Origin of the sequence: Frigoribacterium sp. Leaf263 (assembly GCF_001422285.1) — a bacterium.
Lineage (GTDB): Bacteria > Actinomycetota > Actinomycetes > Actinomycetales > Microbacteriaceae > Frigoribacterium.
Genome location: NZ_LMMO01000004.1, coordinates 284,216 through 310,092, shown reverse-complemented (window position 1 = coordinate 310,092; position 25,877 = coordinate 284,216). Strand labels below are relative to the sequence as shown.

General features: G+C 72.3%; 22 protein-coding genes. 6 read left to right on the top strand and 16 right to left on the bottom strand.

Annotation, left to right across the window (positions count from 1 at the left end):
- Positions 1–5: 5 nt before the first annotated feature.
- Positions 6–2,216, bottom strand: a complete 2,211-nt coding sequence (locus tag ASF17_RS10720; RefSeq protein ID WP_055799409.1) for an NADP-dependent isocitrate dehydrogenase — start codon at positions 2,214–2,216, stop codon at positions 6–8.
- A 114-nt stretch (positions 2,217–2,330) separates the two neighbouring features.
- Positions 2,331–4,364 carry a transketolase family protein gene (locus ASF17_RS10715; RefSeq protein ID WP_055799406.1) on the bottom strand — a complete coding sequence of 678 codons (2,034 nt, stop codon included), beginning with the start codon at positions 4,362–4,364 and terminating at the stop codon, positions 2,331–2,333.
- A 106-nt stretch (positions 4,365–4,470) separates the two neighbouring features.
- Between ASF17_RS10715 and ASF17_RS10710 the strand changes: the two genes are divergently transcribed.
- The 4 genes from ASF17_RS10710 (at position 4,471) to ASF17_RS10695 (ending at position 8,136) form a co-directional block, all read left to right on the top strand.
- The gene (locus ASF17_RS10710) at positions 4,471–5,634 is read left to right on the top strand and encodes an ROK family transcriptional regulator (protein ID WP_235476549.1); all 1,164 of its coding nucleotides are present in this window, start codon (positions 4,471–4,473) and stop codon (positions 5,632–5,634) included.
- A gap of 120 nt (positions 5,635–5,754) precedes the next feature.
- Positions 5,755–6,228, top strand: a complete 474-nt coding sequence (locus ASF17_RS10705; protein ID WP_055799398.1) for a PTS sugar transporter subunit IIA — start codon at positions 5,755–5,757, stop codon at positions 6,226–6,228.
- A gap of 100 nt (positions 6,229–6,328) precedes the next feature.
- Positions 6,329–6,601: a PTS sugar transporter subunit IIB gene (locus ASF17_RS10700; protein ID WP_055799394.1), complete on the top strand. Its 273-nt coding sequence runs from the start codon at positions 6,329–6,331 to the stop codon at positions 6,599–6,601.
- 47 nt (positions 6,602–6,648) lie between these two features.
- On the top strand, positions 6,649–8,136 hold the full coding sequence (locus ASF17_RS10695) for a PTS ascorbate transporter subunit IIC (RefSeq protein WP_055799390.1): 1,488 nt from the start codon (positions 6,649–6,651) through the stop codon (positions 8,134–8,136).
- 124 nt (positions 8,137–8,260) lie between these two features.
- Here ASF17_RS10695 and opgC read toward each other — a convergent pair whose 3' ends face one another.
- From opgC to ASF17_RS10660, 7 genes are all read right to left on the bottom strand, one after another.
- Entirely contained in the window at positions 8,261–10,750 is a 2,490-nt protein-coding gene (gene opgC / locus ASF17_RS10690; RefSeq protein ID WP_055800695.1) for an OpgC domain-containing protein, read from the bottom strand.
- On the bottom strand, positions 10,747–11,175 hold the full coding sequence (locus tag ASF17_RS10685) for an ATP-binding protein (protein WP_055799388.1): 429 nt from the start codon (positions 11,173–11,175) through the stop codon (positions 10,747–10,749). The genes opgC and ASF17_RS10685 overlap by 4 nt, the downstream gene beginning before the upstream one ends.
- Positions 11,168–11,500, bottom strand: a complete 333-nt coding sequence (locus ASF17_RS10680) for an STAS domain-containing protein (RefSeq protein WP_055799385.1) — start codon at positions 11,498–11,500, stop codon at positions 11,168–11,170. The genes ASF17_RS10685 and ASF17_RS10680 overlap by 8 nt, the downstream gene beginning before the upstream one ends.
- Positions 11,497–13,509, bottom strand: a complete 2,013-nt coding sequence (locus ASF17_RS10675) for a glycosyltransferase (protein ID WP_055799382.1) — start codon at positions 13,507–13,509, stop codon at positions 11,497–11,499. Before ASF17_RS10675 ends, ASF17_RS10680 begins: the two co-directional genes overlap by 4 nt.
- Positions 13,506–14,693, bottom strand: coding sequence for a PP2C family protein-serine/threonine phosphatase (locus ASF17_RS10670; RefSeq protein WP_055799379.1), 1,188 nt, complete (start codon positions 14,691–14,693; stop codon positions 13,506–13,508). The genes ASF17_RS10675 and ASF17_RS10670 overlap by 4 nt, the downstream gene beginning before the upstream one ends.
- A 125-nt stretch (positions 14,694–14,818) precedes the next feature.
- Positions 14,819–15,886 (bottom strand): hypothetical protein, encoded by a 1,068-nt coding sequence (locus ASF17_RS10665; RefSeq protein ID WP_055799376.1) that lies wholly within the window; start codon positions 15,884–15,886, stop codon positions 14,819–14,821.
- The gene (locus ASF17_RS10660; RefSeq protein WP_055799374.1) at positions 15,883–16,233 is read right to left on the bottom strand and encodes a GntR family transcriptional regulator; all 351 of its coding nucleotides are present in this window, start codon (positions 16,231–16,233) and stop codon (positions 15,883–15,885) included. Before ASF17_RS10660 ends, ASF17_RS10665 begins: the two co-directional genes overlap by 4 nt.
- Before the next feature lie 211 nt (positions 16,234–16,444).
- Here ASF17_RS10660 and ASF17_RS10655 point away from each other — a divergent pair, with 211 nt between their 5' ends.
- Both ASF17_RS10655 and ASF17_RS10650 read left to right on the top strand, forming a co-directional pair.
- Positions 16,445–16,708, top strand: coding sequence for a GlsB/YeaQ/YmgE family stress response membrane protein (locus ASF17_RS10655; RefSeq protein WP_055799371.1), 264 nt, complete (start codon positions 16,445–16,447; stop codon positions 16,706–16,708).
- A 158-nt stretch (positions 16,709–16,866) separates the two neighbouring features.
- A complete protein-coding gene (locus ASF17_RS10650) occupies positions 16,867–17,616 on the top strand; it encodes a GntR family transcriptional regulator (RefSeq protein ID WP_055799368.1) in 750 nt (249 codons plus the stop codon).
- Between the two features lie 127 nt (positions 17,617–17,743).
- Here ASF17_RS10650 and ASF17_RS10645 read toward each other — a convergent pair whose 3' ends face one another.
- The 7 genes from ASF17_RS10645 to ASF17_RS10615 all read right to left on the bottom strand — a co-directional run bounded on the left by ASF17_RS10645 (position 17,744) and on the right by ASF17_RS10615 (position 25,788).
- Entirely contained in the window at positions 17,744–18,991 is a 1,248-nt protein-coding gene (locus ASF17_RS10645) for a zinc-binding dehydrogenase (protein ID WP_082475278.1), read from the bottom strand.
- Entirely contained in the window at positions 18,991–19,764 is a 774-nt protein-coding gene (locus tag ASF17_RS10640; protein WP_055799364.1) for a phosphonatase-like hydrolase, read from the bottom strand. Before ASF17_RS10640 ends, ASF17_RS10645 begins: the two co-directional genes overlap by 1 nt.
- Complete coding sequence (locus ASF17_RS10635) at positions 19,761–20,996, bottom strand: TIGR03364 family FAD-dependent oxidoreductase (protein ID WP_082475277.1); 1,236 nt, start codon at positions 20,994–20,996, stop codon at positions 19,761–19,763. Before ASF17_RS10635 ends, ASF17_RS10640 begins: the two co-directional genes overlap by 4 nt.
- A complete protein-coding gene (locus ASF17_RS10630) occupies positions 20,993–22,753 on the bottom strand; it encodes a PhnE/PtxC family ABC transporter permease (RefSeq protein ID WP_055799361.1) in 1,761 nt (586 codons plus the stop codon). The genes ASF17_RS10635 and ASF17_RS10630 overlap by 4 nt, the downstream gene beginning before the upstream one ends.
- A complete protein-coding gene (gene phnC, locus ASF17_RS10625) occupies positions 22,750–23,574 on the bottom strand; it encodes a phosphonate ABC transporter ATP-binding protein (protein WP_055799357.1) in 825 nt (274 codons plus the stop codon). The genes ASF17_RS10630 and phnC overlap by 4 nt, the downstream gene beginning before the upstream one ends.
- A gap of 109 nt (positions 23,575–23,683) precedes the next feature.
- Entirely contained in the window at positions 23,684–24,604 is a 921-nt protein-coding gene (locus tag ASF17_RS10620) for a phosphate/phosphite/phosphonate ABC transporter substrate-binding protein (protein WP_055799354.1), read from the bottom strand.
- Positions 24,605–24,768: 164 nt separating this feature from the next.
- On the bottom strand, positions 24,769–25,788 hold the full coding sequence (locus ASF17_RS10615) for an EamA family transporter (RefSeq protein ID WP_055799352.1): 1,020 nt from the start codon (positions 25,786–25,788) through the stop codon (positions 24,769–24,771).
- Positions 25,789–25,877: the final 89 nt, after the last annotated feature.

Genomic DNA, 25,877 nt, shown 5'->3' with positions numbered 1-25,877 from the left:
CTCCGCTACAGCGTCGCGAGCGCCGCGTTCAGCGTCGCCGACGGCCGCATGACGGCCTCGGTCTTCGCCGCGTCGGGGCGGTAGTAGCCTCCGATGTCGACGGCCGTGCCCTGAGGGGCGATCAGCTCGCCGACGATGACCTCCTCGCTCTCGCCGAGCGATGCCGCGAGCTCGGCGAACGAGGCCGCCAGGTCGGCGTCGTCCGTCTGCGCCGCGAGCTCGTCGGCCCAGTACTTGGCGAGGTAGAAGTGGCTTCCGCGGTTGTCGATCGAACCGAGCTTGCGCCCCGGCGACCTGTTCTCGTCGAGGAACGTGCCGGTCGCACGGTCGAGCGTGTCGGCGAGGATCTGCGCCCGGGCGTTGCCGGTCGAGGTCGCCAGGTGCTCGAAGCTGACCGCGAGGGCGAGGAACTCGCCCAGGCTGTCCCACCGCAGGTAGTCCTGCTCGACGAGCTGCTGCACGTGCTTCGGGGCGGATCCGCCGGCGCCGGTCTCGAAGAGTCCGCCGCCGTTGATCAGCGGGACGACCGAGAGCATCTTCGCCGAGGTGCCGAGCTCCATGATGGGGAACAGGTCGGTGAGGTAGTCGCGGAGCACGTTGCCGGTCACCGAGATGGTGTCGTCGCCGCGGCGGATGCGCTCGAGCGAGAACGCCATCGCGTCGACGGGCGACAGGATCTCGATCTGCAGACCGTCGGTGTCGTGCTCGGCCAGGTACGTGCGCACCAGACCGATCAGGGTCGCGTCGTGCGAACGGGTCTCGTCGAGCCAGAACACGGCCGGCGTGCCGCTGGCACGGGCCCGCGTGACGGCGAGCTTGACCCAGTCGCGGATCGGGACGTCCTTCGTCTGGCAGGCGCGCCAGATGTCGCCGGGCTCGACGTCATGCTCGATGAGCGTCGCACCCGACGAGTCGACGATGCGGACGACGCCCGCGGCCGTCAGCTCGAAGGTCTTGTCGTGCGAGCCGTACTCTTCGGCGGCCTGCGCCATGAGGCCGACGTTGGGCACGGAGCCCATCGTCGCCGGGTCGAACGCGCCGTTCGCGCGGCAGTCGTCGAGCACGGCCTGGTAGATGCCGGCGTAGCTCGAGTCGGGGATCACGGCGAGGGTGTCGTGCTCGTCGCCGTCGGGGCCCCACATGTGACCGGACGTGCGGATCATCGCGGGCATCGACGCGTCGACGATCACGTCGGAGGGCACGTGCAGGTTCGTGACGCCCTTGTCGGAGTCGACCATCGCGAGGTCGGGGCCGTCGGCGATGCCCTGGTCGAAGGCCGCCGTGATCTCGGCGCCGTTCGGCAGGCCGGACAGGCCCTGCAGGATGCCGTTCAGACCGTTGGCGGGGTCGAGCCCGGCGGCCTGCAGGTCGGCGCCGTACCGCTCGAAGACCCGGGGGAAGAACGCGCGGATGACGTGGCCGAAGAGCAGCGGGTCGCTGATCTTCATCATCGTCGCCTTGAGGTGCACCGAGAACAGGACTCCCTCGGACTCGGCGCGGGCGATCTGCGCCGCGAGGAACTCGTGCAGCGCGGCGACGTGCAGCACGGTGCCGTCGATGACCTCGCCCGCGAGCACGGGCACCGACTCGCGCAGCACGCTGGTGGTGCCGTCGGCGCCGACGAACTCGATGCGGAGGGTGTCGTCGGCGGGCATCACGACGGTCTTCTCGTTCGACCGGAAGTCGTCGACGCCCATGGTCGCGACGTTCGTCTTCGAGTCGGCGGACCAGGCGCCCATGCGGTGCGGGTGCTTGCGGGCGTAGTTCTTGACCGACAGCGGCGCGCGGCGGTCGCTGTTGCCCTCGCGCAGCACCGGGTTGACCGCGCTGCCCTTCACCCTGTCGTACCGGGCCTTGACGTCGCGCTCGGCGTCGTCTCGCGGGGAGTCGGGGTAGGCGGGCAGGTCGTAGCCCTGCGACCGCAGCTCGGCGATGGCGGCCTTCAGCTGCGGCATCGACGCCGAGATGTTGGGCAGCTTGATGATGTTGGCCTCGGGCGTCTGCGCGAGGGCGCCGAGCTCGGCCAGGGCGTCGCCGATGCGCTGCTCGTCGGTGAGGCGCTCGGGGAACTGGCTGATGATGCGTCCGGCGAGCGAGATGTCGCGGGTCTCGACGTCGACCCCCGCGGTCTTCGCGTACGCCTGGATGATGGGAAGGAACGAGTAGGTCGCCAGCAGCGGCGCCTCGTCGGTGAGCGTGTAGATGATCTTGGCCATGGCGGCGGGTACTCCCTCGTGTCGCTCGTGCGTGTGTTCCTGCTCAGGCTAGCGGGAGGAGATGTCTCGATGTCGAGAGACATCGGTGGTCGGGGGACACGGCGTCGATCTCCGTCAGGGGCGACCGAGCACCCGCCTCGCGGCCCTCTCGACCGAGTCGACGTCCACGCCGCGGAGTCGCAGCAGCTCGGGGCCCGAGCCCGACTCGCCGAACTCGTCGATGCCGACGACCTCGCCGTCGAGCCCGACGTGGCGGTGCCAGGGCTGCGTGCTGCCGGCCTCGACGGCCACTCGGGCGCGGAGGGCGGACGGGAGCACCGCCTCCCGGTGCTCCCGATCCTGCTCGGCGAACCACTCGAGGCACGGCATGGAGACGACCCGCACGGCGACGCCCTCGTCGGCGAGACGACGAGCCGCCTCGAGGGCGACGTGCACCTCGCTGCCCGCCCCGATCAGGGCGAGCTCGTCGCCGTCGCCCGACCGCCAGACGACGTAGCCGCCCGCGGCGGTGCCGTCCGCCGTCGCCTCGCCGCCGTCGAGATCGGGCAGCGCCTGACGCGACAGGACGAACGCGGTCGGACGGTCCGTGGTCGCCAGCACGCGCCTCCAGGCGGCCACGACCTCGCGGGCGTCGGCCGGGCGCACGACGTCGAGCCCCGGCACCGTCCGCAGCGACGCGGTCTGCTCGACGGGCTGGTGCGTGGGGCCGTCCTCGCCGACGGCCACCGAGTCGTGGGTGAAGACATAGAGCACCGGCAGGCCCATCAGCGCAGCCAGTCGGATGCTCGGGCGCGCGTAGTCGCTGAACGCGAGGTAGGTCGAGCCGTAGGGGCGCCAGAGGCCGTGCAGGGCGATCCCGCTGAGCACGGCGGCCATGGCGTGCTCCCGGATCCCGAAGTGCACGAAGTCGCCGGCGGGCGTGGACCGCTCGACCGCGACCCCGGGCACGGTCACGTTCGTCGAGCCCGAGAGGTCCGCCGATCCGCCCCACAGCCCCGCCGCGTCGTGCACGGCCGCGAGCACGGCGCCCGAGGTCGTGCGCGTGGCGGCGCCGTCGTCGACCGGAACGCCTGCCAGGGCCGCCTCGAGCCGGTCGGCGTCGAGCGGTGCGCGCGCCGCGTCGCGGAGCGCGGCGAGGGCGGGGTGCTCCCGACGCCAGCGCTCGACGTCGGCGCTCCAGACGCGGTGGACCTCGGCGCCGCGCGTCCGGGCGGTGAGCCCCGCGGTCCGCACGTCGTCGGGCACGAGATCGTGCAGCCCGGCGTCGGCGGCGAACCCGAGGGCGACCTTGACCGCCGCGACCTCGTCGACCCCGAAACCGCCGGAGTGCGCGGCGGGGGTGCCCCCGCGCAGCGCCGAGGGCGCGCCGATCACCGTGCGGAGGGCCACGAGCACCGGTCGGCCGTCGCGCGCTCGGGCCTCCGCGAACGCCGCCTCGAGCCCGTCGAGGTCCGTGGCGTCGTCGACGTCGACGACCGACCAGCCGTAGGCGCGGTAGCGCGCCCGGACGTCCTCCGAGAAGGCGAGGTCGGTGGTGCCGTCGATGGTGATGCCGTTGTCGTCCCACAGCACGACGAGGTTCTCGAGCCCGAGCGTGCCGGCGAGGCTCGACGCCTCGGCCGAGACCCCCTCCTGCAGGCAGCCGTCGCCCGCGACGACCCATACGGTCGGGTCGAAGAGACCGGTGCCGCCGCCGTGCAGAGCCTCGTCGCGACGGGCGGCGAGCGCGATGCCGACGGCCGAGGCGAGACCCTGACCGAGCGGCCCGGTGCTCATCTCGACCCCGGGGGTGTGGTGCAGCTCGGGGTGCCCGGGGGTGCGCGACCCGAGGCTGCGACTGCGGGGCAGCTCGTCGAGGTCGAGGTCGTAGCCGGTGAGCACGAGCTGCGTGTAGAGCAGCAGACTCGCGTGGCCGGCCGACAGGACGACCCGGTCGCGCCCCTCCCACTCCGGGTCGGACGGGTCGTGCCGCAGCACGCGGTGCCAGAGCACGTGCGCCGCGGGGGCGAGCGCCATGGCCGTCCCGGCGTGCCCATGGCCCTTCGTCTGGACCACCTCGGCGGGGATAGCGGTGGCGGTGGCGACCAGGCGGGCGTCGAGCCCGCGGCTAGGGTCTGTCGGGTGGATGTCGGGGGCGTCGTCGACCATTCGTCCACATTCGTATAGAAATAGACAGAAGTCAACCGACGAGATCAGCTGACACCGGCGTCATCCCCCGATGCGCCGGTCGTCGCCCGACCGAGAAGAGCGCACCGTGGCCCGAACCCCCAAGACCCCCTCGACGGGGTCCGGCGTGGTGCTCGACCTCATCCGACGCGGCGAGGCGACCACGCGCTCCGAGCTGATCGACCGGCTCGGCTGGTCGCGGGTCACCCTCGCCCGACGTCTCGACGACCTGCTCGAGGCCGGGTTCATCGTCAGTGCCGGCCAGCTGAGCTCGAGCGGCGGGCGCCCACCCGAGGAGTTCGCCGTCGACGCGTCGGCCGGCGTCATCCTGTCGATCGACATCGGCGGATCGCACACGCGGGTCGGGGTGACGGACCTCGTCTCGACGGTGCTCAGCGAGGACGAGGCGGACATCGGGCTGCACGACGGCCCCGACGAGATCTTCAGCTGGGCCATCCAGGTGTTCGACTTCCTCCTCGCCGACCTCGGCCGCTCGAGGTCCGACGTGCGGGCGATCGGGATCGGCGTGCCCGGACCCGTCGACGCCGTCACGGGCCGACTGGGCAGCCCCCAGCTCGACCCCCGCTGGGAGGAGGTGCGGGTCGACGACTACTTCGGCGGCTTCGACGCGGTCTTCGCGGTCGACCGCGACGTCAACATCCTCGCCGTCGGCGAGTCCCGCCTGAGCTGGCCCGAGTACTCCCACCTGACCGTCGTCAAGGTCGGCATGGGGGTCGGCTGCGCCTTCGTGCTCGACGGCCACGTCTACCGAGGGGCCCGAGGAGGCGCGGGTCAGCTGAGCGCGCCCCGTCACGACGGCGGCCCGCTCCATCGTCTCGAGCTCGAGGCGAGCGGGGCCACCATCCGTCGCGCCCTCCGCGAGCAGGGCCGCGACATCGCCACGAGCGCCGACATCGTCGCCGCCGCCCGGGCGCACGATCCCGTCGTGCTCGCCCAGCTCGAGCGGATCGGGACCCGCATCGGCGAGGCCCTCGCCGACGTCGTCGGGCTGCTGAACCCGCAGGCGGTCATCATCGGCGGCAACCTCGCCGAGACGGGCGAGCGGCTCGTCGCGGGCATCCGGTCGGCGCTGCTGACCGGCACGCACGACTTCTCGCGACGCGGGCTCGTCGTCGAACGGGCCCGACTCGGCGACAAGGCGGGCGTGCGGGGCGCGTCGCTGATGGCGCAGGACGCCCTCTTCGACATCGGCCGCGTCAGCGCCGCGACCAGTCGGCGCCCCCTCGGGTAGAGGACTTTCGAACACGAGTGGTCAAAAGGCGAATTTCGGGTTAGGCTCGGGCAGCAGTCGACGAGGCCCCTCATCGACGACACCTGCTGCCCAACGAGGCGCCGAGCGAAGGAGCCCGACATGCCCGTCGACCTCGCCGAAGAACTCCCCGTCGAATCCGTCGTGACGGGTGCACGCGCCGCCGACTGGCGCGAGGCCCTCCGCCTCGCCGGAGACGGGCTCGTGGCCTCGGGCGCCACGACAGCCGACTACACCGACGAGATGATCGCCGCCGTCGACGAGCTCGGCCCCTACATCGTCATCGCCCCCGGTCTGGCCCTGGCGCACAGCCGCCCCTCACCCGCCGTGTCGCGCACCGGCCTCTCGTGGGTGGGTCTCGCCGAGCCCGTCGAGTTCGGCCACAAGACCAACGACCCCGTCGACCTCGTCATCGGGCTCGCCGCACTCGACCACGACGGCCACATCGAGGTCATGTCGGCCCTGGCCGGCGTCCTCGCCGACGAGGACGGACTCGCCGCGCTCCGCGCCGCTGGCTCCCCCGACGAGGTGCTGCGCACGCTGCACGCCCTGTCCGAGGGCGACGTCGAGTCGTGAGCCGTCGGGATCGCGACCGGTCCCGCCCGAATCGGACCGCGCCTCCTCCGGGGCCGGCGGAACACCCCCTCAACCACGCACCGCTCGAAAGGAACGCATCATGAAGATCATCACCGTCTGCGGCATGGGGATCGGCACCTCGGTCCTGCTCAAGATGAACGCCGAGAAGGCGCTCCGCGCCCTCGACGTCGACGCCGACGTCGAGGCGGCCGACATCGGCACCGCCCGCGGCGCCGCCCGCACCGCGCAGATCGTCCTCACCTCGGCCGACCTCGTCGAGGAGCTCGGCCAGGTCCCCGCCAAGGTCGTCGTCATCGACAACTTCACCAGCGTCGCCGAGATCCAGGCGAAGCTCCAGGAATCGATCGCCTGACGCTCCGCGTCGGCTGATCCCACGAACGAAACCCAGAAGGAGTCCCAATGGAGTGGCTGGTCGTCGTACTCGACTTCATCGGCATGCAGATCCTCAACGTGCCCGCCTACCTGATCGGCATCATCACGGCCATCGGCCTGATCGCCCTGCGCCGCAACGCCGGCCAGGTCGTGGGAGGCGCGCTGAAGGCCGCTCTCGGATTCCTGATCCTCGGAGCCGGCGCCACCGTCGTCACCGGGGCGCTCGACCCGCTGGGCACGCTGATCCTGGCCGTCACCGGCGCCCAGGGAGTCATCCCCACCAACGAGGTCATCGCAGCCGTCGCGCAGGAGCAGTACGGCGCCCAGAGCGCCTACGTGCTCGTGCTCGGGTTCCTGGTGATGCTCGCCCTCGCGCGCTTCACGCCGCTGAAGTACATCTTCCTCACCGGGCACCACATGGTCTTCATGTCGGTCATGCTGACCGTCGTCCTGTCGGTCGGCCTCGGCGAGGGCCTCAGCTGGCTCACCGTCGTGCTCGGCGCCGTCCTGCTCGGCGTGATCATGGTAGTCATGCCCGCGCTGGCGCAGCCCTTCATGAAGAAGATCACCGGCGACGACTCGATCGCCATCGGCCACTTCGGCACGCTCGGCTACCTCGCGGCCGGCGCCACCGGCTCGGTCGTCGGCGGCAAGAGCAAGTCGACCGAAGAGATCACGTTCCCCCAGGGGCTGAAGTTCCTCCGCGATTCGATGGTCGCGACCAGCCTCTCGATGGTGCTCATCTACCTGGTCTTCACCGTCTGGGCCCTCATCGTGCTGCCGCAGGACCAGGCGTTCGAGATCTTCGGCGTCACCGACGCCGGCGCGTTCGTCATGGCCGGCTTCGCCCAGGCGCTGCAGTTCGGCGTCGGCGTCGCCATCATCCTCTACGGCGTCCGCACCGTGCTCGGCGAACTCGTGCCCGCGTTCCAGGGCATCGCCGAGAAGGTCGTGCCCGGCGCCAAGCCCGCCCTCGACATCCCGCTGATCTTCCCGTACGGGGCGAACGCGGTGCTGATCGGGTTCCTGTCGTCGTTCGCCGGCGGGCTCGTCGCCCTCGCGGTGCTGGCGTCGTGGCTGAACCCCGTGTTCGGTCTCGCGCTCATCCTGCCGGGCATGGTGCCCCACTTCTTCACCGGTGGTGGAGCGGGCGTCTTCGGCAACGCGACCGGCGGCCGCAAGGGAGCCGTGCTGGGCGGATTCGTCAACGGCCTGATCATCACGTTCCTGCCGGCGATCCTGCTGCTCGTGCTCGGCAACCTGGGCTTCGCGAACAGCACCTTCGGCGACGCGGACTTCGGCTGGTTCGGCACGCTCATCGGCGTCAGCTTCCTCGGCGGACCCCTGATCGGCGTCGTCATCAGCCTGATCGTGGGTGCTGTGCTGGTCATCGGCGCCTCGATCTACCAGATCAAGCTCGTCGACGGCGGCTGGGTGCCCGGCGCCAAGCGCGACGCCCGACTGGCCGCACTGCAGGCCGAGACGGACGCGGCGAAGGCGACCAGCGCCTCCTAGGCCACCGCTCCGCGAGAACGACGAAGACCCCCGTGCATCGTGCACGGGGGTCTTCGCGTCTTCGGGCCCGTCCCCGGGTGCCGAGAGCCCCGGAGGCGCGGGTCGCGACGATCGCGCCGGCCGGCTACCGCGGGATGACCGAGAAGAGGAACCTCTTCCGCACCATGAACCAGACCAGCAGGATGACCACCGTGTGGATCACGGTGCCGGCGAGGACGTTCGACCGGTCGAGGCCCGGGATCGAGGCCACCGCGAGGGCGAAGAAGACCTGCCAGATGAAGACGTACAGACTCGCCTGCCCGAGCGGGATCCACAGCCATCCCAGGGCGGCCGCGATGGGCTTCCAGAACACGGTGAGGATCGCGTAGACGCACACCACCACGAGGGCGACGTCGACGAGGCGGCCCCACTGCATGTCGACGCGCTGGTACCCCGTCAGGTAAAGCGAGTCGTAGATCGACGACGGGATCGGTCCGAGATCGAAGCCGTAGGTGCTGCCCGCCCAGAGGAGGGCGAGGAACCCGGCGTAGCCCACGACGCCGACGCCGACGAGCACCTTGCCGACCGTCGACGTCAGCGCCGAGACGATCTGACGCCGGTAGTTGCCGATCACGAGACCGTGGGTGAACAGCACCTGCCAGGCGAAGAGCGGGAACACCGGCTCGAACTGCGACGGCAGCAGCGAGAAGTCGGGGAAGAGCACGCCGACCGCGTAGACGGCCCAGCTGGCGACGAGCACGACCCACCAGAGGCCGCGCTTGACGAGCCACATGAGACCCGGGATCGTCAGGCTGAGCACGACGAAGAGCCCCATGATGTTGAACGGCCAGGGGCCCATCTCGAGCAGCAGCAGCTGACGCACCGCGTACCAGGGCGGCGGATAGTCGAGCAGGCGGTCGGCGTTCGGGTAGAGGTCGTAGACGCGCCCCATGGCGCCCGCGCCGGTGTCGCCGGTTCCGCGGTCGGTGAAGGTCGTGATCTCGTCGGTGTTCACCAGCGGCACGAAGCTCAACGCGAAGACGATCAGGATGACCGCGAGCGTGACGACGTACTGCTTGCGCGCCCGCACGAACGCGCCGATCGCGGCCGTCTTCTCGCCGAACCTCCTGACCCCGAGCGGGTAGACCATGCCGAGCACGAGCCCGCTGAGGAACACGAACATCTCGGCGCCGGTGATGGCGCCCACCGCCTTGAGGGTGACGAACGAGTAGGGCCCGGCGACCTCGATGTGCGTGATGACCACGGCGAGGATGATGAAGCCGCGGAACAGGTCGATGCGCAGGTCGCGCCCCGGCTTGCCGTCGTCGGGGTAGCGCCAGCTCGGCAGCAGGCGACCGGCGACACCGCTCAGCAGGAACGCCAGGGCGAGGGCGACGGCGCAGCCGACGATCCAGCCCATCTCGTCGCCGCCGCCGTCGCGGACCTGCACGGTGGCCGCGTCGCCCTCGGCGTTCGTGACGGGTTCGGTCACCGGCCCGAAGACGACGTCGGAGGCGGTCAGATCGGCACGGAGAGCGGCGGCCATGTCGTCGTCGGCGGTCGCACGCCAGTCGACCTCGCGGCCGTCCGCCTCGGCCTCGTCTCGCACCGTCTCGAGCCAGGTCACCCCGGCGATGAGCGGCCGGTCGGGCAGCGCGGCGAGCACCTGACGCCACCAGCCCCGCTTGACGTCGACCTCGGGGTCGCCGTCGATGCTCTGGTCGTACAGGGCGCCCGTGTCGAGCAGCAGCGGGTGGTCCGTCCCGGCGGCGAACCGGTCGTAGAACGTCGACTGCTGCGGCTGCGTGTAGCCCCAGGTCTCGTCGAAGCGGGCCTCGACCTCGCCGGCGGTCGGCGCCTGGTTCATCTCGAGGGGCACGTCGGTCCCGGCCGACGTCGAGGCGTCGCCCTTGCCGAAGAAGAACATGGTGAGCCCGACCCAGTCGACGGCGTCGTCGCCCGGGTAGTACGGGCCGTACGGGTCGTCGGCCGCGGTGACGGCCCCGTCGCCGTCGGTGTCGAGCAGGGCCTCGTCGCGGGCGCCGGTGGCGGGCAGCCGGCCGTTCGCCTCGGCGAAGGGGTAGCCGGCCCCGTACGACGGAGCCCACACCATCGTCGCATCGGACGTGCCGGCGTGCACGGTGTCGGCGATCTCGCCGAAGGCCCGCACGAACTCGGTCGGCTGCTGCCCCCAGCGCTGCCAGTTGCCGTTCATCTCGGGGGCGAACCGCACGAGCTGGGCGAGCCCGTACTGGTCGTGGAACTCGGTCATCAGCTCGTCGGCGCGGGCGGCCTGATCGGCGTCGAGGTCGGCGAGCGGTCTCGACGGCTCGAGGCTGACCACCAGGGCCGCCCCCTGGGCGGCCGCGGCCCGGGCCGATCGACGCCACTCGTCGACGGCGCCGTCGTCGAGCGGGTAGTCGACGTTGACGCCGTACATCGAGGGCGTCTCGCCGAGGCGACCCGCGTAGCCGTCGGGCCCGTCGGAGCCCCAGTCGAGATCGGGGCCGAACCAGGCCCCGTCCGCAGGAGGCGCGGTGGCGGCCGTCGCCGCCGCCGCGCCTCCCAGGGCCAGCGGCACCGCGGCCGCCACCGCCGCGAGGGCGGCGACGACGCGCAGCGCCCGGCGTCTCACCGACGGCACACGAGCGTCCAGATGTTGCGGCCTCCCTCGTGCGTGTAGTCGAGCGATTCGAGGCTGAGGAGGGCGAGGGCGAGCCCCCGGCCGTCCTCGTCTTCGAGGTCGGCCATCGACACGTTGCTGAGGTCGATCTCGGCGGGCAGCCCGTTATCGTTGAAGACGGCCGTCAGACGCTCGTCTTCGGCCCGGAGCTCGAGCTGGAACCGACGCCCGTCGACCCCTTCGAGGCCGTCGGCGCGGATCGAGTGCTCGATGACGTTCGCGGCGATCTCGACGATCGCCGTCTCGAACGGGAACCGCACCTCCATCGAGTCGATGCCGAGCGCGGACCACCAGGCCTCGAAGGTGTTCTGGACGAGGTCGATGCTCTCGGGCACGGCAGCGACGTCGATGACGCTGACGCCGTCGCTCTCAGTCATGGAGCGCTTCTTCGACCGAAGCGCGGGGCTGGAGGATGCGGTCGAGGTTCGTGAGCTTCAGCACCATCGAGACCTGCTCGGTCGGGGCCACGAGTCGGAGGTCTCCACCTGCCTGTCGCGCGGACTTCAGGCACGACACGAGCGCGCCGAGCCCCGACGAGTCGACGAACGTCGTCTGCGAGAGGTCGACGATGATCAGGCGGTCGCCGGCCTCGATGCGCGTCGACACCTCTGTTCGGAGCTGCGGGGTGGACACGACGGTGAGACGCCCCTGCGGGGAGATCACGACCCCGCCCTCGACGGTCTCGACTCCAACGGTCATCATGGGGATTCCTTGTCTCGGGGCGCCTCTGGCCCCGTGTAGAGAACGGCTCGGATGACGATACTGAAGATCACCAGGTCGAAGACGACCCAGAGGATGTTCACCAACGGCGCGATGCCGTCCGCCTGTCCGGTCGCGTAGCGGATGCCGACGAGCACCAGGGCCGCCGCGAGGCAGCCCATGGCGATCAGCTGCGGCTTCACGAGGTCCCAGCGCGGCCCGTTCGAGGCCTGCTTGGTCTTGGGGGTCACCGAGAAGCCGAGTGCACGGCCGCGGTAGACGTTCTGGAACGCGGTCGTCACCGAGGCGATCCAGACGGGGAACAGCGCGAGCGAGTACTGCTGCCCGCGCCAGGTCGGGCGGCCCGCGGCGACGACCCAGAACAGCACCTGGTTGAGCACCAGGAACGGGATCAGCCGCGCGAAGAAGTCGACGCTGTACGCCGTCACCGGGACGACGCCGAACGAGAGGCACAGCACGGGCGCCGCGATGTAGACGAGGGCGGCGAAGCCCGAGAGGTAGCTCCACATCGTCGAGAAGTACATGAGGCGCTGACCCCACGAGAGGCCCTTCTGCACGAGCGGGTTCTCGCGGAAGAACACCTGCATCGTGCCCTGGGCCCAGCGGAGGCGCTGCGTCATCATCGTGTTGAGGTCTTCGGGGGCGAGGCCGATCGCGAGGATCTCGTCGTGGTAGACCGACTTCCAGCCGAGACCGTGGAGGCGCATGGCCGTCGCCATGTCCTCCGTCACCGAGATCGTGGCCAGCGGCATGATCGCCTGGGCCTCGTCGCCGCGGTCGACGTCGAGCGCGTTCACGAGCATCGAGATCGACTCGATGGCCTGCAGCGGCGACGACGAGCGCTGGCTGAGCAGGTCGAGGGCGGCCTGGTCGAGGGCGTCGAAGGTGCCGGGGCCGACCGACATGGCGGCGAGCTCGGCGATGTCGTCCTGCATGGCGGCCACGTCGGCGTCCGCGAAGCGGTACGCGATCGTGTCGATGCCCCGCTGGAACCGGTAGGTCACGTCGCCCAGCGAGTCGCCGCGGGCGACCTCGACCCGCGCCCGCTCGACGATGGTCTCGGCCTCGTCGAGCACCTCGAGCACGCGGGGCTGGTCGACCGCCTCCTCGCGGGCGCGGGCGATGAGACGCGTCGACGTCTTGATGGCGCGGCGGACGGCCGCCTCGACCTCGGCGACGTAGCGCGACACGCCCAGCTGCATGAGGGCCTCGCGACGCAGCACGGCGTTCGAGCCGCAGAAGAACGCGCTGTTCCAGCCGTCCTTCGACTGCTGGATCGGCCCGTAGAACAGGGGCGCCTGGCTGCCGAGCGGGTCGGACTCGGGCACGTTCTCGAACCACTGCGGCGTCTGCACGAGGGCCGTCTTCTCGTCGCGGAAGTAGCCGAGGGTGCGATGGAGGATGCTCGGCTCGGGCACCTGGTCGGCGTCGAGGATGAGCAGGAACTCGCCCTCGGTCGCGAGCAGCGCGTTGTTCAGGTTGCCCGCCTTCGCGTGGCGGGGCCGGTCGACCCAGTCGGACGACCTCGTGATGACGCCGATGCCCGCGGACTCGGCCGCCTCGCGGATCTCGGCGCGACCGCCGTCGTCGAGGATCCACGTCGTGTGCGGGTACTCGATGGCCTTCGCGGCGAGCGCCGTGCGCATGACGAGCTCGACGGGCTCGTTGTAGGTGGTGACGAAGACGTCGACGGTGACGACCGTGTCGGGCGACTCGGGCGACGGCGCGGTCGGCGGTTCGCCGCGTTCACGCAGTCGCCAGGCGCCCATGCCGAACAGCAGCGAGTCGATCACGCTGTACGTCTCGGCGACGATCAGCGGCACGGCGATCCACCACGACGACCAGTTCACCGACACGGCCCAGCGCCAGATGATGTAGTTCAGCCCCGCCAGCGATGCGAGCAGCACGACGATGCGGATCGGGACGATGCGCCGGGGCGGCGTCGTCCGCCCGAGGAGGCGCTGGTCGCGTCGGGTGAGGAGGTCCGTCATGGACGACGGTCCAGTACGAGGAGGGTGACGTCGTCTCGGGCGATGCGGTCGTCGGCGAGCATGCTGATCGCATCGACGAGGTCGGGCCCGTCCGTCCGTTCGCCGTCGCCGGAGCGGGCGACGATGCGGCCGATCTCGCGCACCCAGTCGAGGTCGTCGTCGAGGATGTCGAGGACGCCGTCGCTCATGACGACGAGCCGGTCGCCGGTCAGCAGCGGAGTGGTGTGCGTCTCGTGCGACTGCGCCTCGAGGCCGAGGGGCAGATCGGCGCCCATGAGCTGCTCGATCGTGCCGTCGGCGCGGATGATCAGCGAGAGCCCCGAGCCCGCGTCGACGTACGACAGCTCGTCGGTGTCGAGGTCGAGCACGGCGTGGAAGTAGGTGACGAACGACCCGGTGCGCTGCAGGTCGCCGAGGACGGCGCGCTCGATGCGGTCGACGGCGGTGCCGAGGCGACGCCCGTCGGTGACCGTCGGCACGGCGGCGCGGCACGCCGCACGGACGGCCGCCCCCAGGATCGCGGCCCCGACGCCCTTGCCCATGACGTCGCCCACGGCCACGTGCACCTGTCGGCCGACGACGCCGTAGTCGAAGTAGTCGCCGCCGACGCTGAGCGAGGGCAGGCACACGCCCTCGACGTGCACGTCGTCGATCTCGAGGGGCTCGTCGGGGAGCAGGGCCTGCTGCGTCGCCCGCGACGAGGCGGCCTCGGCGTCGGCGAGCAGCTCGCTCTGCGCCCACGCGGCGAGGTCGACGAACTCGGACATCTCGAGCGGGTTCAGCTGCCGCGGCTCGGGGGCCATGACGCAGAACGACCCGACGACGTTGCCCGAGCCGTCGAGCAGCGGGTGGCCGAGGTAGAAGCCGAGGCCGTTGGCGCGGAACATCGCGATGTCGTCGAAGCGCGGGTCGATGCGGGCGTCGTCGGTCGTGATGATCTCGCCCGAGTCGATGACGAGGCGGCAGGGGGTGTCGGCGCGGCCGACGACCGGCACGTCGAAGCCGTCTCGCCCCAGGAAGAGCGCGCGGTCGGAGTCGATGACCGTGACCGACGACATCGGCACCCCGAAGATCGCCCGGGCCATGCGCGTGATGCGGTCGAGGCGGGGGTTCCGATCGGTGTCGATGACGCCGAGGCTCTCGACCGCCCGCTGGCGTCTGACCTCGCGCGTGGACTCCTGCATCGTCGCACCCCCTCTCTGTGGACACTCTAAACAGATGGAGCGGTCTCCGGGGAGCCTCCGCCCGCCTCCGGTGACCCCACTTCTGGTGCGGTCCGAGGGGGAGGGAGGACGGACGCCCCGTCGCGTCAGCGCGCGGCGAGAGCGGCGGCGACCGAAGCGGCGGACTCGGCGTCGTCGATGGTGACGGCGATGGCGCTCCCGTCGCGGCGTCGGACGACGATGCCGGGTCGGCGGCCGGTGACGTAGGCCGTTCCGCGCTTTGAGACGCGCAGTCCCCAGCCGCCCCAGGAGAGCGGGTCGAGGGTCTCGGTCTCGACGCCGGCGACGTCGGCCAGGCGCACCCGCAGCAGGCGGATGCCGAGCAGGGCCGACACGAGGCGCACGCCGCGCCGGTCGACGGTCAGCCGCACCCGGCCCAGGGCGAGGACGGCGGCGCCGGCGAGGAACAGCACGGCGGCGTGGACGACGACCGAGGAGGCGCCGGTCGCGAACAGGACGACGCCCACGACGATCGCCAGGGCCATCAGGGCGGACCCCATCACGACGAAGACGGGGCTGCCGGTGGTTCCCGACCACGCCAGCCGCTCCCCCGGTCGCAGATCCGCCGGGCGGACGCTCGCCCGGTCGTCGAGCTCCTCGTCGGGCAGGGCCCGGACGCCGCTCCCGGTCGCCAGCCAGCCGACGACGACGCCCCAGGCGAGGCCCGGGAGCGTGAGCGCGGGTGTCCACCCGGCCACCGCCTCCTCGGGGGTCGGCGCCGCCGCGGTGGCGAGGGCGGTGGCGACCCAGGTGCAGGCGGCCAGGCCGGCGAAGGAGGCCGCGCCTCCGGCGATCAGGCGTGACGGGCGCCCGCGCCGGGTCAGGGCGGCCACGATCGACGCCGCGGTCAGGGCGGCGACGATCGTCGCGACGACGGCGAACGACGACCAGGTGCCCGAGAACCCGTCGGCGGGGCCGTCGCCCGACCAGTGCCGCGCGATGGTGTCGCCCAGCCGCGGACCGACCACGAGGGCGACGACCACGAGGAGGGACGCGGGCGCGAGGGCCGCGACGACGGCCGAGGAGGTGCGGAGCAGGGCCGCCCCGTCGACCCCGGCGGGCGCATGGTCGGCGGGCGCGTGGTCGGCGGGCACGGGCGCGGTGCCGGTCTCGGGCTCGTCGGGCGTGCTCGAATCGGGTCGGTCGGTGGTCATGTCATCCCCCTGATGATCGTGGCGAGGTCGGCGGGTGCGATGCCGAGGCGGGCGGCGTCGCGGACGAGCGCGGCGGCGGCGTCGTAGAGGGCCGTGGTCGGGGCGTCGGCGCCGGCGATGACGACCGCCCCACGACCGCGGCGGAGCTCGATCAGGCCGGACGTGCGGAGCGAGTCGTACGCGCGCAGGACGGTGTGCATGTTGATCGCGAGAGCGGCCGCGAGGTCGCGAGCCGAGGGCAGTCGCTCGCCGATCTCGATGCCGCCGTCGGCGATGCCCCGGCGGATCTGCGTCACGACCTGGTCGGCGAGCGGCATCTCGGACGCCGGATCGAGCCTGATCAACATGTTCTATCTCTACTAGAACAAGTCCCGAGATCGCAAGGGCTGGGGTGCGCTTTCCGGATAGTCGAAAAGCGAGCTTGGGCGGGAGACTCCCAGGAGGTGCACAGTCGACTTACCGCTAAGCCTCGAGTTGAGGCTCATGAGTTCGTCGCCACCTCGGTGGTGACGGGATCAGGCGGTGTCAACTTGTCACCAACCGCTCGAAAGGTCTCTCATGAGCTTCCTCGCCTTCCTCCTCCTCGGTCTCATCGCCGGCGCCATCGCCAAGCTGATCCTCCCCGGCCGTCAGGGCGGCGGCTGGATCGCCACCCTCGTGCTCGGCGTCATCGGCGCCCTGCTCGGCGGTTGGATCGGCGGCGCGCTGTTCGGCGTCGACTTCAACGGCTTCTTCTCGATCGAGTCGTGGCTGATCGCCATCGTCGGCGCCGTCGTGGTGCTGTTCGTCTACGGCCTCATCACGGGTCGCAGCAAGCGCTGATCGAGCGTCGACCCTCCGGGTCGAGACGAAGGGGCGGGCGCAGTGCGCCCGCCCCTTCGTCGCGCTCCGGGTGGCGTCAGCCCCGTCGGGAGGGGGCCTGACCCGCTCGCCCCACCCCCGGGAGGCTGACGAGTCCGCCTCGTCGGTAGGATCCGACCGTGGCCACCACCCTCTACGAGCAGATCGCCGACGACCTGCGCCGCCGCATCCTCAGCGGCGACCTCGCGGTCGGCGACGACGTGCCCAGCGAAGGCGAGCTGGCCGAGCAGTGGCGCACCTCCCGCGGTCCGATCCGCAACGCCCTGGCGGCGCTCCGCAGCGAGGGACTCGTCGAGACCCGCCGCGGCCGACCCGCGCGGGTCGTCGCCCGCAAGGCGCACCACCCCGTCGACGTGTCGATCCCCTTCACGAAGTGGGTGCGCGACGTCGGCGGCGAACCGGGCGCCCGCACGCAGGAGATCTCGCTGCGCCGGGCCGACGACGACAAGGCCCAGGCCCTCGGCATCCGCCCCGGCGACCTGGTCGTCGACGTCGTGCGTCTGCGCCTGGTCGACGGCCGGCCGACGATGCTCGAGCGCCTCACCTTCATCGAGGAGGTCGGCCGGGTGCTCTTCGACGTCGACCTCGACACCGTGTCGATCACCGAGTACCTCGACTCGCGCGGATTCGGCTACGACGACATCGACCACGAGATCGACGCGGTGGCCGCCGACGAGCTCGACGCCGAGCTGCTCGACGTCGAGCCGGGAACGCCGATCCTGCGACTCCATCGCGTCACGCGGGGCCGCGACGGCCGCACCTTCGAGGCCTCCGACGACCGTTACCGCAGCGACATCGTCCGCTTCACCGTCGCCGCATCGGGCCGGGCCCGCCAGGGCGACCACTTCATCCGCGCCATCGGCACCTGACCCGAGGAGGCGCGGGTCGCCTCGGACGGACGCCCCGCGAACCCGGCCGGGCCGGGCGAGCGGAGCGAGGCCGAGCAGCGGCGAGGTCGCGCAGAGCCAGGCCGAGCAGAGCCGAGCGCGGTCGGCGTCAGGCGCCGGGGCGGACGCCGACCCGCACCGACCCTCCGGCCGCAGCCGCCGCGATGCCCGCGTCGAGGTCGGCCAGACCGACCACGTCGCCCACCAGCTCGCGCAGGGGCCACGCGCCGTGCCGATCCTCGACGAAGCGCGCCGCCTCGACGAGGTGCCGGGGCGCGTAGTTGTGCACGCCCCGGACGGTGATCAGCCGCCGCACGATGCTCTCGGCGTCGAGCGGCACGGGCGGCGCCGGGAACACGCTGCCCACGAGCACGGCGACCCCGCCCGTGCCGAGCAGGGTCAGCGCCGAGGCGACGGCCTTCGGCGAACCGGACGCCTCGATGGCCGCCAGGGGCGCGCCTCCTGCCGTCTCGAGGGCGTGCTCGACGCTGTCGTCCGAGCCGGGCGCGGCCGACGGGTCGGCGGTGACGACGGCGCCGAAGCGGGCCGCGAGGGCCCGGCGACCGGCATCGGGGTCGACGACGACGACACGGGCCCCGGCATCGGCGGCCATGGCGGCGACCGTGAGGCCGATCAGACCCGCTCCGAGCACGAGGACGACGGCGCCGTCGAGCGACACGATCCGCTCGGCGGAGTCGAGGGCCGCCCTGGCGGTCGCCGTGCCGCACGACACCGGCGCCAGCAGGGCGGGGTCGAGGTCGCCGTCGACCGGCACGACGGCGGTGCCCGCCCGCACGTGGACGTGCGTGGCGAAGCCGCCGCTCAGCTCCCACCCGGTGACGAGGCGCTCGTGCCCGTACTTCAGCACCGAGTCGCACTTCTGCGGCAGACCGCGTCGGCAGGTGGCGCAGCGCCCGCAGCTCACGGTGAGCGACCAGACCACGCGCTGCCCGACGACCAGCGCCGAGCCGTCGACGGCCGCCGCGCCCTCGCCGAGCGCGACGACGCGGCCGACCTGCTCGTGCCCGAGCACGAGCGGCGTCGGGGCGGTGCGATCGCCGCGCGTCGTGTGGACGTCCGAGCCGCAGACGGTGCTCAGCTCGAGCTCGACGAGCACGTCTCCCGGGGCGAGGACGACCGTGGGCACGGCGATCGCCTCGTGGGGTCGACCCGGCTCGGTCCACACCATCGCGGTCGGTGACGGGTCGAGGCGGAGCTCGACGGAGGCGCCCCCGGCCTCGTCCGACGCCGTCGGGGGGCCGGATCGCCGGGCGGACTCCCCCGCGGCGGCCGCCGGGCGGCGCCGCGACGACCAGGCTCTCGCGCCCTGACGCCCCGACCGGGCGGCGTCGCGCATCAGGCGGCCGCGGTCGGGGCGGGTGCGGCGATGCCGGCGAACCGGGGCTGTTCGAGCAGCTCGCCGACGCCGTCGAGCACGAGGTGGGCGCCGGCGGCGAGCAGCTGCTCGCGGGTGTGCGCGCCGGTCGTCACGCCGACGACGAGCCCGGCGCCGGCGGCGAGACCCGATCGGACGTCGCTGACGGTGTCGCCCACCACGACGACGGACGCCACCGACGACGCCCCCGTCCGCAGCAGCGCCGTGAGCACCAGGTCGGGTGCCGGGCGGCCCCGGCCGGCGTCGACCGGCGAGAGCACCGCGTCGACGCTCCAGCCGAGCGCGTCGAGCAGGCGGTCGCGGGTGTCGGGCGAGAAGCCCGTCGTGAGCACGACCTTGACGCCGGAGGCGCGGAGCGCGTCGATCACGTCGGCCGCCCCGTCGAGGGGGTCGACCCCGAGCTCGTCGACGAGCTCGCCGTAGGCGACCTCGAACTGCTCGTTGGCACGCTGCGCGACCTGCTCGTCGCCGCCCGTGAGGTGGCGGAAAACGTCGATCTTCGACTGGCCCATCGTGTCGCGCACGTGCTGCAGAGCCTCGTCGCGGGTGAGCGTCGGCCCGAGGTCGACGCGGTCGGCCGTGCGTGCGAAGGCCTGCTCGACGATGCCGTCGTCGACGACGGTCGTGCCGGCCATGTCGAGCACGACGAGCTCGATCGGGACGACGGCGGAGGTCGTGGTCGTGGCGACGGCGGCGGTCGTGGTCGTGGCGGTGTCGGTGGTGGCGGTGCTCATGAGCGGCTTCCTGTCAGGAGGGAGGGGCGGGGGACGGGCGCGACGGAGGCGTCCGCGGGCGGGAGGGCGGCGTCGCGTCCACCGTCGAGGTGGGCGCCGACGACGTGCTCGGCGAGCCCGAGGCCGGTGGTCATGCCGATGCCGGTGGCGACGACGGTGACGAGCACGCCGGGCTCCACCTCGTCGACGACGAACTCATCGCGGCCGGAGGCGTAGACGCCCTGCCACCGCTCGGTCACGACGGGCTCCGCGCCGAACAGCACGCGGAACTCGTCGAGGAACGCGACGGCGGCGCGTTCGTCCTGGAACGGCGAGATGGCCGCGCCCTTCTGGTGGCTGTCGCCGACGAGCACCGAGCCGTCGGGCAGCTGCGTGTACATCTGATTGAGGTCGAGCGCGGCCAGGTCGGGTCGTTCGCCGTGCAGGCGGGCTCGCACGTCGTCGGCCGCGACCGTGCCGGCGAAGGCGCTGTAGCGGATGAGCGACCACCCGGTCAGGAGGGGCGCCGCGAGCGGTCGGACGAGGTCGGCCCGGACGCGGAGCATGTCGAGTCCGCAGCGCTGCAGCGCGGACCGCTCGGCGAGATCGGGCAGCAGCTGGTCGAGGTCGTGGTTCGTCGCGACGACGACGGTGCCGGCCCGGATCGGTCCGCGGCTCGTCTCGACGCGGCCGGTGGCGACCGACCCCACGGAGGTGCGGGTCAGGAAGCGCACCCCTCGCGACTCGAGGTGCCTGCGGATCGCGTCCGCCGCCTCCCTCGGGTCGACCTGGAGGTCGTAAGGCAGCAGGGCGCCGCCGAGGGTGACGCCGGGCGCGACCGGGGCGAGCGCGGCGAGCTCGCGCTCGTCGAGGGGCTCGATCTCGGGGCGGTCGCCGAGCACCCGCTCGGTGCGGGCGGCGGCGAGCTCGTCGAGCAGGGCCAGCTCGTCGGCGTGCCGGGCGGCGACCAGGGTGCCGCGCTGCGAGACCCAGAAGCCGGCGTCGCGGGCGAGACGCAGCCACAGCTCGCGGGCCGTGAGCGCATGCCGCCGGGCCTCGCCGCTCTGCGGGGTGAGGCAGAGGTGCCCGAAGTTGCGGATCGTCGAGCCGCCGATCGCCGCCGATCGGTCGACCACGAGCACCGAGAGCCCGCGGTCGACCGCGGCGAGCGCCGCGCCGAGGCCGACGATGCCCGAGCCGACGATGACCACGTCGTGTCGCGCCGCGGCGGGCGGCCGGATCGCCGCGCTCATCGGAGCACCTTGCGCATCCACATCGCGAGGCCCTCGACGGCGAGCACGGTCACGAGGATCATCAGCACGATCGCGGTGACCGCCCCGTAGTTCGAGCCCTGGCTGGCGTTCAGCAGGTAGTAGCCCACTCCCCCGGCGCCCACGATGCCGAGCAGCGTCGCGGCGCGGATGTTCGTGTCGAGCATGTAGAACGAGTGGCCGACGAGCGCGCGGAGGCCCTGGGGCAGCGTCGCGCCGGCGTACACCTGGAGGCGCGTGGCGCCCGTGGCGGTGAGCGCGCGCTCGGGCCCGGCCGGGACCTCCTCGAACGAGTCGGCGAGCAGCTTGCCGAGCAGGCCGATGCCGCCGAGGGCGAGCGCGAGCGTGCCCGCCTGCGTGCCGAGACCCGTCACGACGATGAGCACGATGGCGAGGATCACCTCGGGCACGCCGCGGATGCCGACCAGCAGCAGCCGCATGCCGCTGCGCATCCCCCGGCTCGGGGCGACGTTGCGGGCGGCGAGCGAGCCGATCACGATCGACGCGACCAGCGTCAGGAGCGTCGCGGCCAGGGCGATCGCGATCGTCTCGCCCATCGCGGCCACCATGGTCGCCGCCTCGTAGCTGCCGAACGACGGCGGCCAGAACCGGACGGCGACGGCGGGCACGCCGCCCCAGACCGTGACGAGGTCGGACCAGGCGATGTCGCAGACGAGCACGCTCGCGACGACGACCGCCCCGGCGATCAGGCCCCACGACGTGTTCCGCACCCGGGTGCGGTCCCAGGGGCGGCGGAGCATCGCGTCGACCGTCGGGGCGGCGGGCGCGGCGGGTGCCCGGCCGACCGTCTCGGTGACGATCGCGGCGGAGGGGCCGTCGGCGCGCCTCCTCGTGGCCCGTCGCACGACGCGATCGCCGAGACCCCGGCCGGTGGGGGCGATTCCGAGCATGGCGGCGCGCACCGAGCTCGACACGATCTCCATGACGACGCAGAGCACGAAGATGACGAGGGCGTAGCCGAGGCCGAGACCGTAGTCGAGCGACTTGAAGGCGAACGACATCTCCATGCCGAGGCCCACCACGCCGACGTAGCCGAGGATGACGCTGCCGCGCAGGTTGATGTCGTTGCGGTGCAGGACCGTCGCCACCCACGAGGGCAGCACCTGCGGCAGGACACCCGCGGTGAACTGCTGCAGGCGGGTGCCTCCGGCGGCGCGGACGGCGGTGCGCGGGCCCTCGTCGATCTGCTCGATGGCGTCGGCGAACAGCTTCGAGATCATGCCGACGGAGTGCAGGCCGATGGCGAGGATGCCCGGCAGGGTGCCGAGCGAGAAGAGCAGCACGAAGACCATGGCGAGCACCACGTCGGGCACCGCGCGGGCGAGCACGGTGACGAAGCGGGCGGCCGCACGCCAGACCGGCCCGGGCGTCGTGTTCGACGCGGCCAGCACGGCCACCGGCACCGAGAGCACGGCGGCGAGCAGCGTGCCGCAGATCACGAGGCCGAGCGTCAGCGCCGTGAGCTGCAGCAGCTCGGCGAGCGGCGGGAACTCGATGGCCCCGACCCGGCCGAAGAACCGCTCGGCGTTCGACCAGCTCTGCAGCATGCGCGCCGGGTCGATCTCGACGCTGCGGAGGGCGACGATGCTCGCGACCAGCAGCGCGACGATCGTCAGACCGGCGGCGACGCGCTCGGGCGAGGTGCGACGACGAGGAGGCGCGGCGCGGGGCGCGAGGGGAGCCTCGGTCGTGCGCGGGCGCTCGGTGACCGCGGTCATCGGACGGCGTCCCCGGCGAGCTCGAGCTCGATGGCGGCGAGCTGGTCGGTGCTCGTGGCGACGCGGCCGTAGATCTCCATGACCTGGGCCTTCGACAGCCCCTCGGTCTCGGTGTCGAGCACGACGGCGCCGTGCCGCAGGCCCACGATGCGGTCGGCCCACGACAGGGCGAGGTCGACCTGGTGGAGGCTGCAGATGACGGTGAGCCCCTCGTCGACGGCGATCTCGCGGATCAGCGCCATCACCTGGTCGCTCGACTCGGGGTCGAGCGAGGCGACGGGCTCGTCGGCGAGCAGGACCTGGGGTCGCTGCATGAGGGCGCGGGCGATCGCGACGCGCTGCTGCTGCCCACCCGAGAGTGTGTCGGCGCGCTGATAGGCGCGCTCGAGCAGTCCGACGCGCTCGAGGCGGGCGAGGGCCTCGGCGCGGGCGGCGCGGCCGTACGACCAGAGGCCGAGCCGGGGGCCCCGCACGGCGGCGAGCGACCCCGTCAGCACGTTCTCGAGCGCCGTGAGCGAGGGCACGAGCTCGAACTGCTGGAAGATGAAGCCGACCTCGCTGCGCAGCTCGCGCAGGGCCCGGCCCGAGAGCCCGGTGACGTCGCGACCGAGCACGCGGACGGTGCCCGACGTGGGGCGCTCGAGGCCGTCGACGTGACGCAGCAGCGTCGACTTGCCCGAGCCCGAGAGGCCGAGCAGCACGACGACCTCGCCGCGGCGGACGCTCAGCGACGCGCCGTCGAGGGCCACGGTCGAGCCGAAGCGCTTGGTGATGCCCTCGAGCGAGACGACGGTCTCGGCGGGGTCGGCGTGCGGGGTCATGTTCGTCCTTCGTTCGGTCGGTTCAGACCCCGGGGATCCGCCGAGACACCCGCGCGCGCGTGGGGGTCTCGACGAGTTCCCGGGGTGTCGAGCGGCTAGTTCGTGCGGGTCAGGCCTGGCACTGCGTGGCGTTCGTCTTCTCGCAGATGTCGCGGATCTCGTCGTAGTACGCGTCGTCGACCGGGGTCGTCTCGTAGAAGACGCTGCGGAAGCCCTCGCTGTCGGCGCCCTCGATGCCCGCGGCGACCATGTCGTCGGCGCTGACGTTCGCGAGGATGTCCTCGAGCTGCGCCTTGACGTCGTCGGGCAGGGTGTCCGACTCGACGATCGGGGCGCCGGGGACCATCTGCTCGTCGATCATCTCGACCGCGTCGCTCTTGGCGACCTCGCTGTCCTCGGCGAAGCCGGCGTCGCACTCGGCGCCCTCGCCGGTCTTCTGCACGCTGACGTCGTGCTTGCCCGCGAACACCGGGGTGATGTCCTTCTCGGGGTCGATGCCGGCCTCGAGCAGCGCGTAGCTCGGGAACAGGTAGCCCGAGGTCGATGACGGGTCGACGAAGCAGACCTTCTTGCCCTTCATGTCGGCGATCGACGTGATGTCGCTGCCCTTCGGCACGATGGCCTGCGAGTAGTAGCCCGGCTCCTGACCCTCGGCCGTCGTGATCGACGAGATCGGGGTCAGCTCGGCGCCGTTGTTGCTGGCGGTGACGTAGGTGAAGCCCGAGAACGACGCGACGTCGATCTGGCCGGCGATGCTCGCCTCGATGAGGGCCGCGTAGTCGGTCGACTCGTGGTACTCGACGGTCTTGCCGGTCTCCTGCGCGATGTAGTCCATCAGCGGCTGGTAGTTGGTCTCGGTGTCGACCGAGTCGGGCACGACGCCGAAGACGAGGGTGCTGGAGTCGACGGCGTAGCCGGACGCCCCCGAGCCCTCGGCGGGCGTGCCGGCGGTCGAGCAGCCGACGAGGGCGGTGGCGAGCAGGGCGGTGCCGGCGAGGGCGATCGCGACGCGGGGGCGGCGGAGGGGCATGACGGCCTTTCGGGTGGGGGTGGGGACGTCACGATGGTGACACGCGCCTCCTGCACTTAGGAACCTATCTCGTGGCTAGTTCAGGCAGAGTTCACCTCTTGTATGCCCACCCTTCGGGGCTCGGCTTCATGGGGGCGGGGCCGTCGGCGTCGGGGCCGTCGGCGTCAGAGCGCGAGCAGGGCGATGCCGCCGAGCACGACGACCGAGGCCACGAGCCGTCTCGCGACCGACCCCTCGCGCAGCACGAGGGCGCCGAACACGGCGACCATCACGACGCTCGTCTCGCGCGCCGGGGCCACGAGGGCGACCGGGGTCGTCTGGATCGCGACGAGCACGAGGATGTATGACAGCGGCGACAGCACCCCGAAGGCCAGCACGCGGGGCCAGTGCGCGCGGGCGACGTCGAGCAGCTCGCGACGACGACGGCCGAGCGCCGCCGTGTAGAAGACGACCTCGACGACGGTCACGCCCACCATGAACGAGACCGGCGAGAGCTCGAAGGTGCGGAGGGCGTGGGCGTCCCAGATCGTGTAGGAGGCGATGGCCAGGCCGGTCAGGAGGCCCCAGGCGATCCCGGGGTCGAGGCGGCGCCTCCTGCGGGGTGCGGGGGTCGACACGGAGGTCGCGTCGGCTGCAGGCGTCGCGTCGGATGCCGGGGCCGCGTCGGAGGCGGGCGACGCGTGGACTGCGGGCGGTGTGCGGGAGGCGCGGGTCGCGTCGGCCGGGTCGGTCGTCCGTTCGCCGGGCCGGCCTGGAGCGGCGGGCTTCCGGTCGATGAGTCCCGTCGCGACGACGCCGGCCACGACCACCGCGATGCCGACCACGGCGAGCGCCGAGAGCCGTTCGCCGAGCAGGAGGACGGCGAGCAGGGCGCTGACGGCGGGGCCGGTGCCGCGGGCCGTCGCGTAGACGGTCGAGAGCGATCCGGCCGCGTAGCCGCGCTGCAGCACGATCATGTAGACGACGTGCAGCACCCCCGAGACGCCGGCGCCGAGCGCGAGGCCCGCGACGCTGCCGCCGAGCCCGCCGGTGAACGGGACGACGGGCAGCCAGAGCACGGCGCTGGCGAGGGCACCCCACCAGAGGAACGGCGTGCCGATGCGGCTGACGCCGTGGGCGACGATGTTCCACGACGCGTGGGCGACGGCGGCCCCGAGGACGAGGAGCAGAGCGGTGGTGGACATGGCAGACCCTTCGACCCGACGCAGGGCGCGTCGGCAGGATCCTCCAGGCTTTTGTCCGTTCAGATGACGGCGGGCGATGGCGCCCTGCC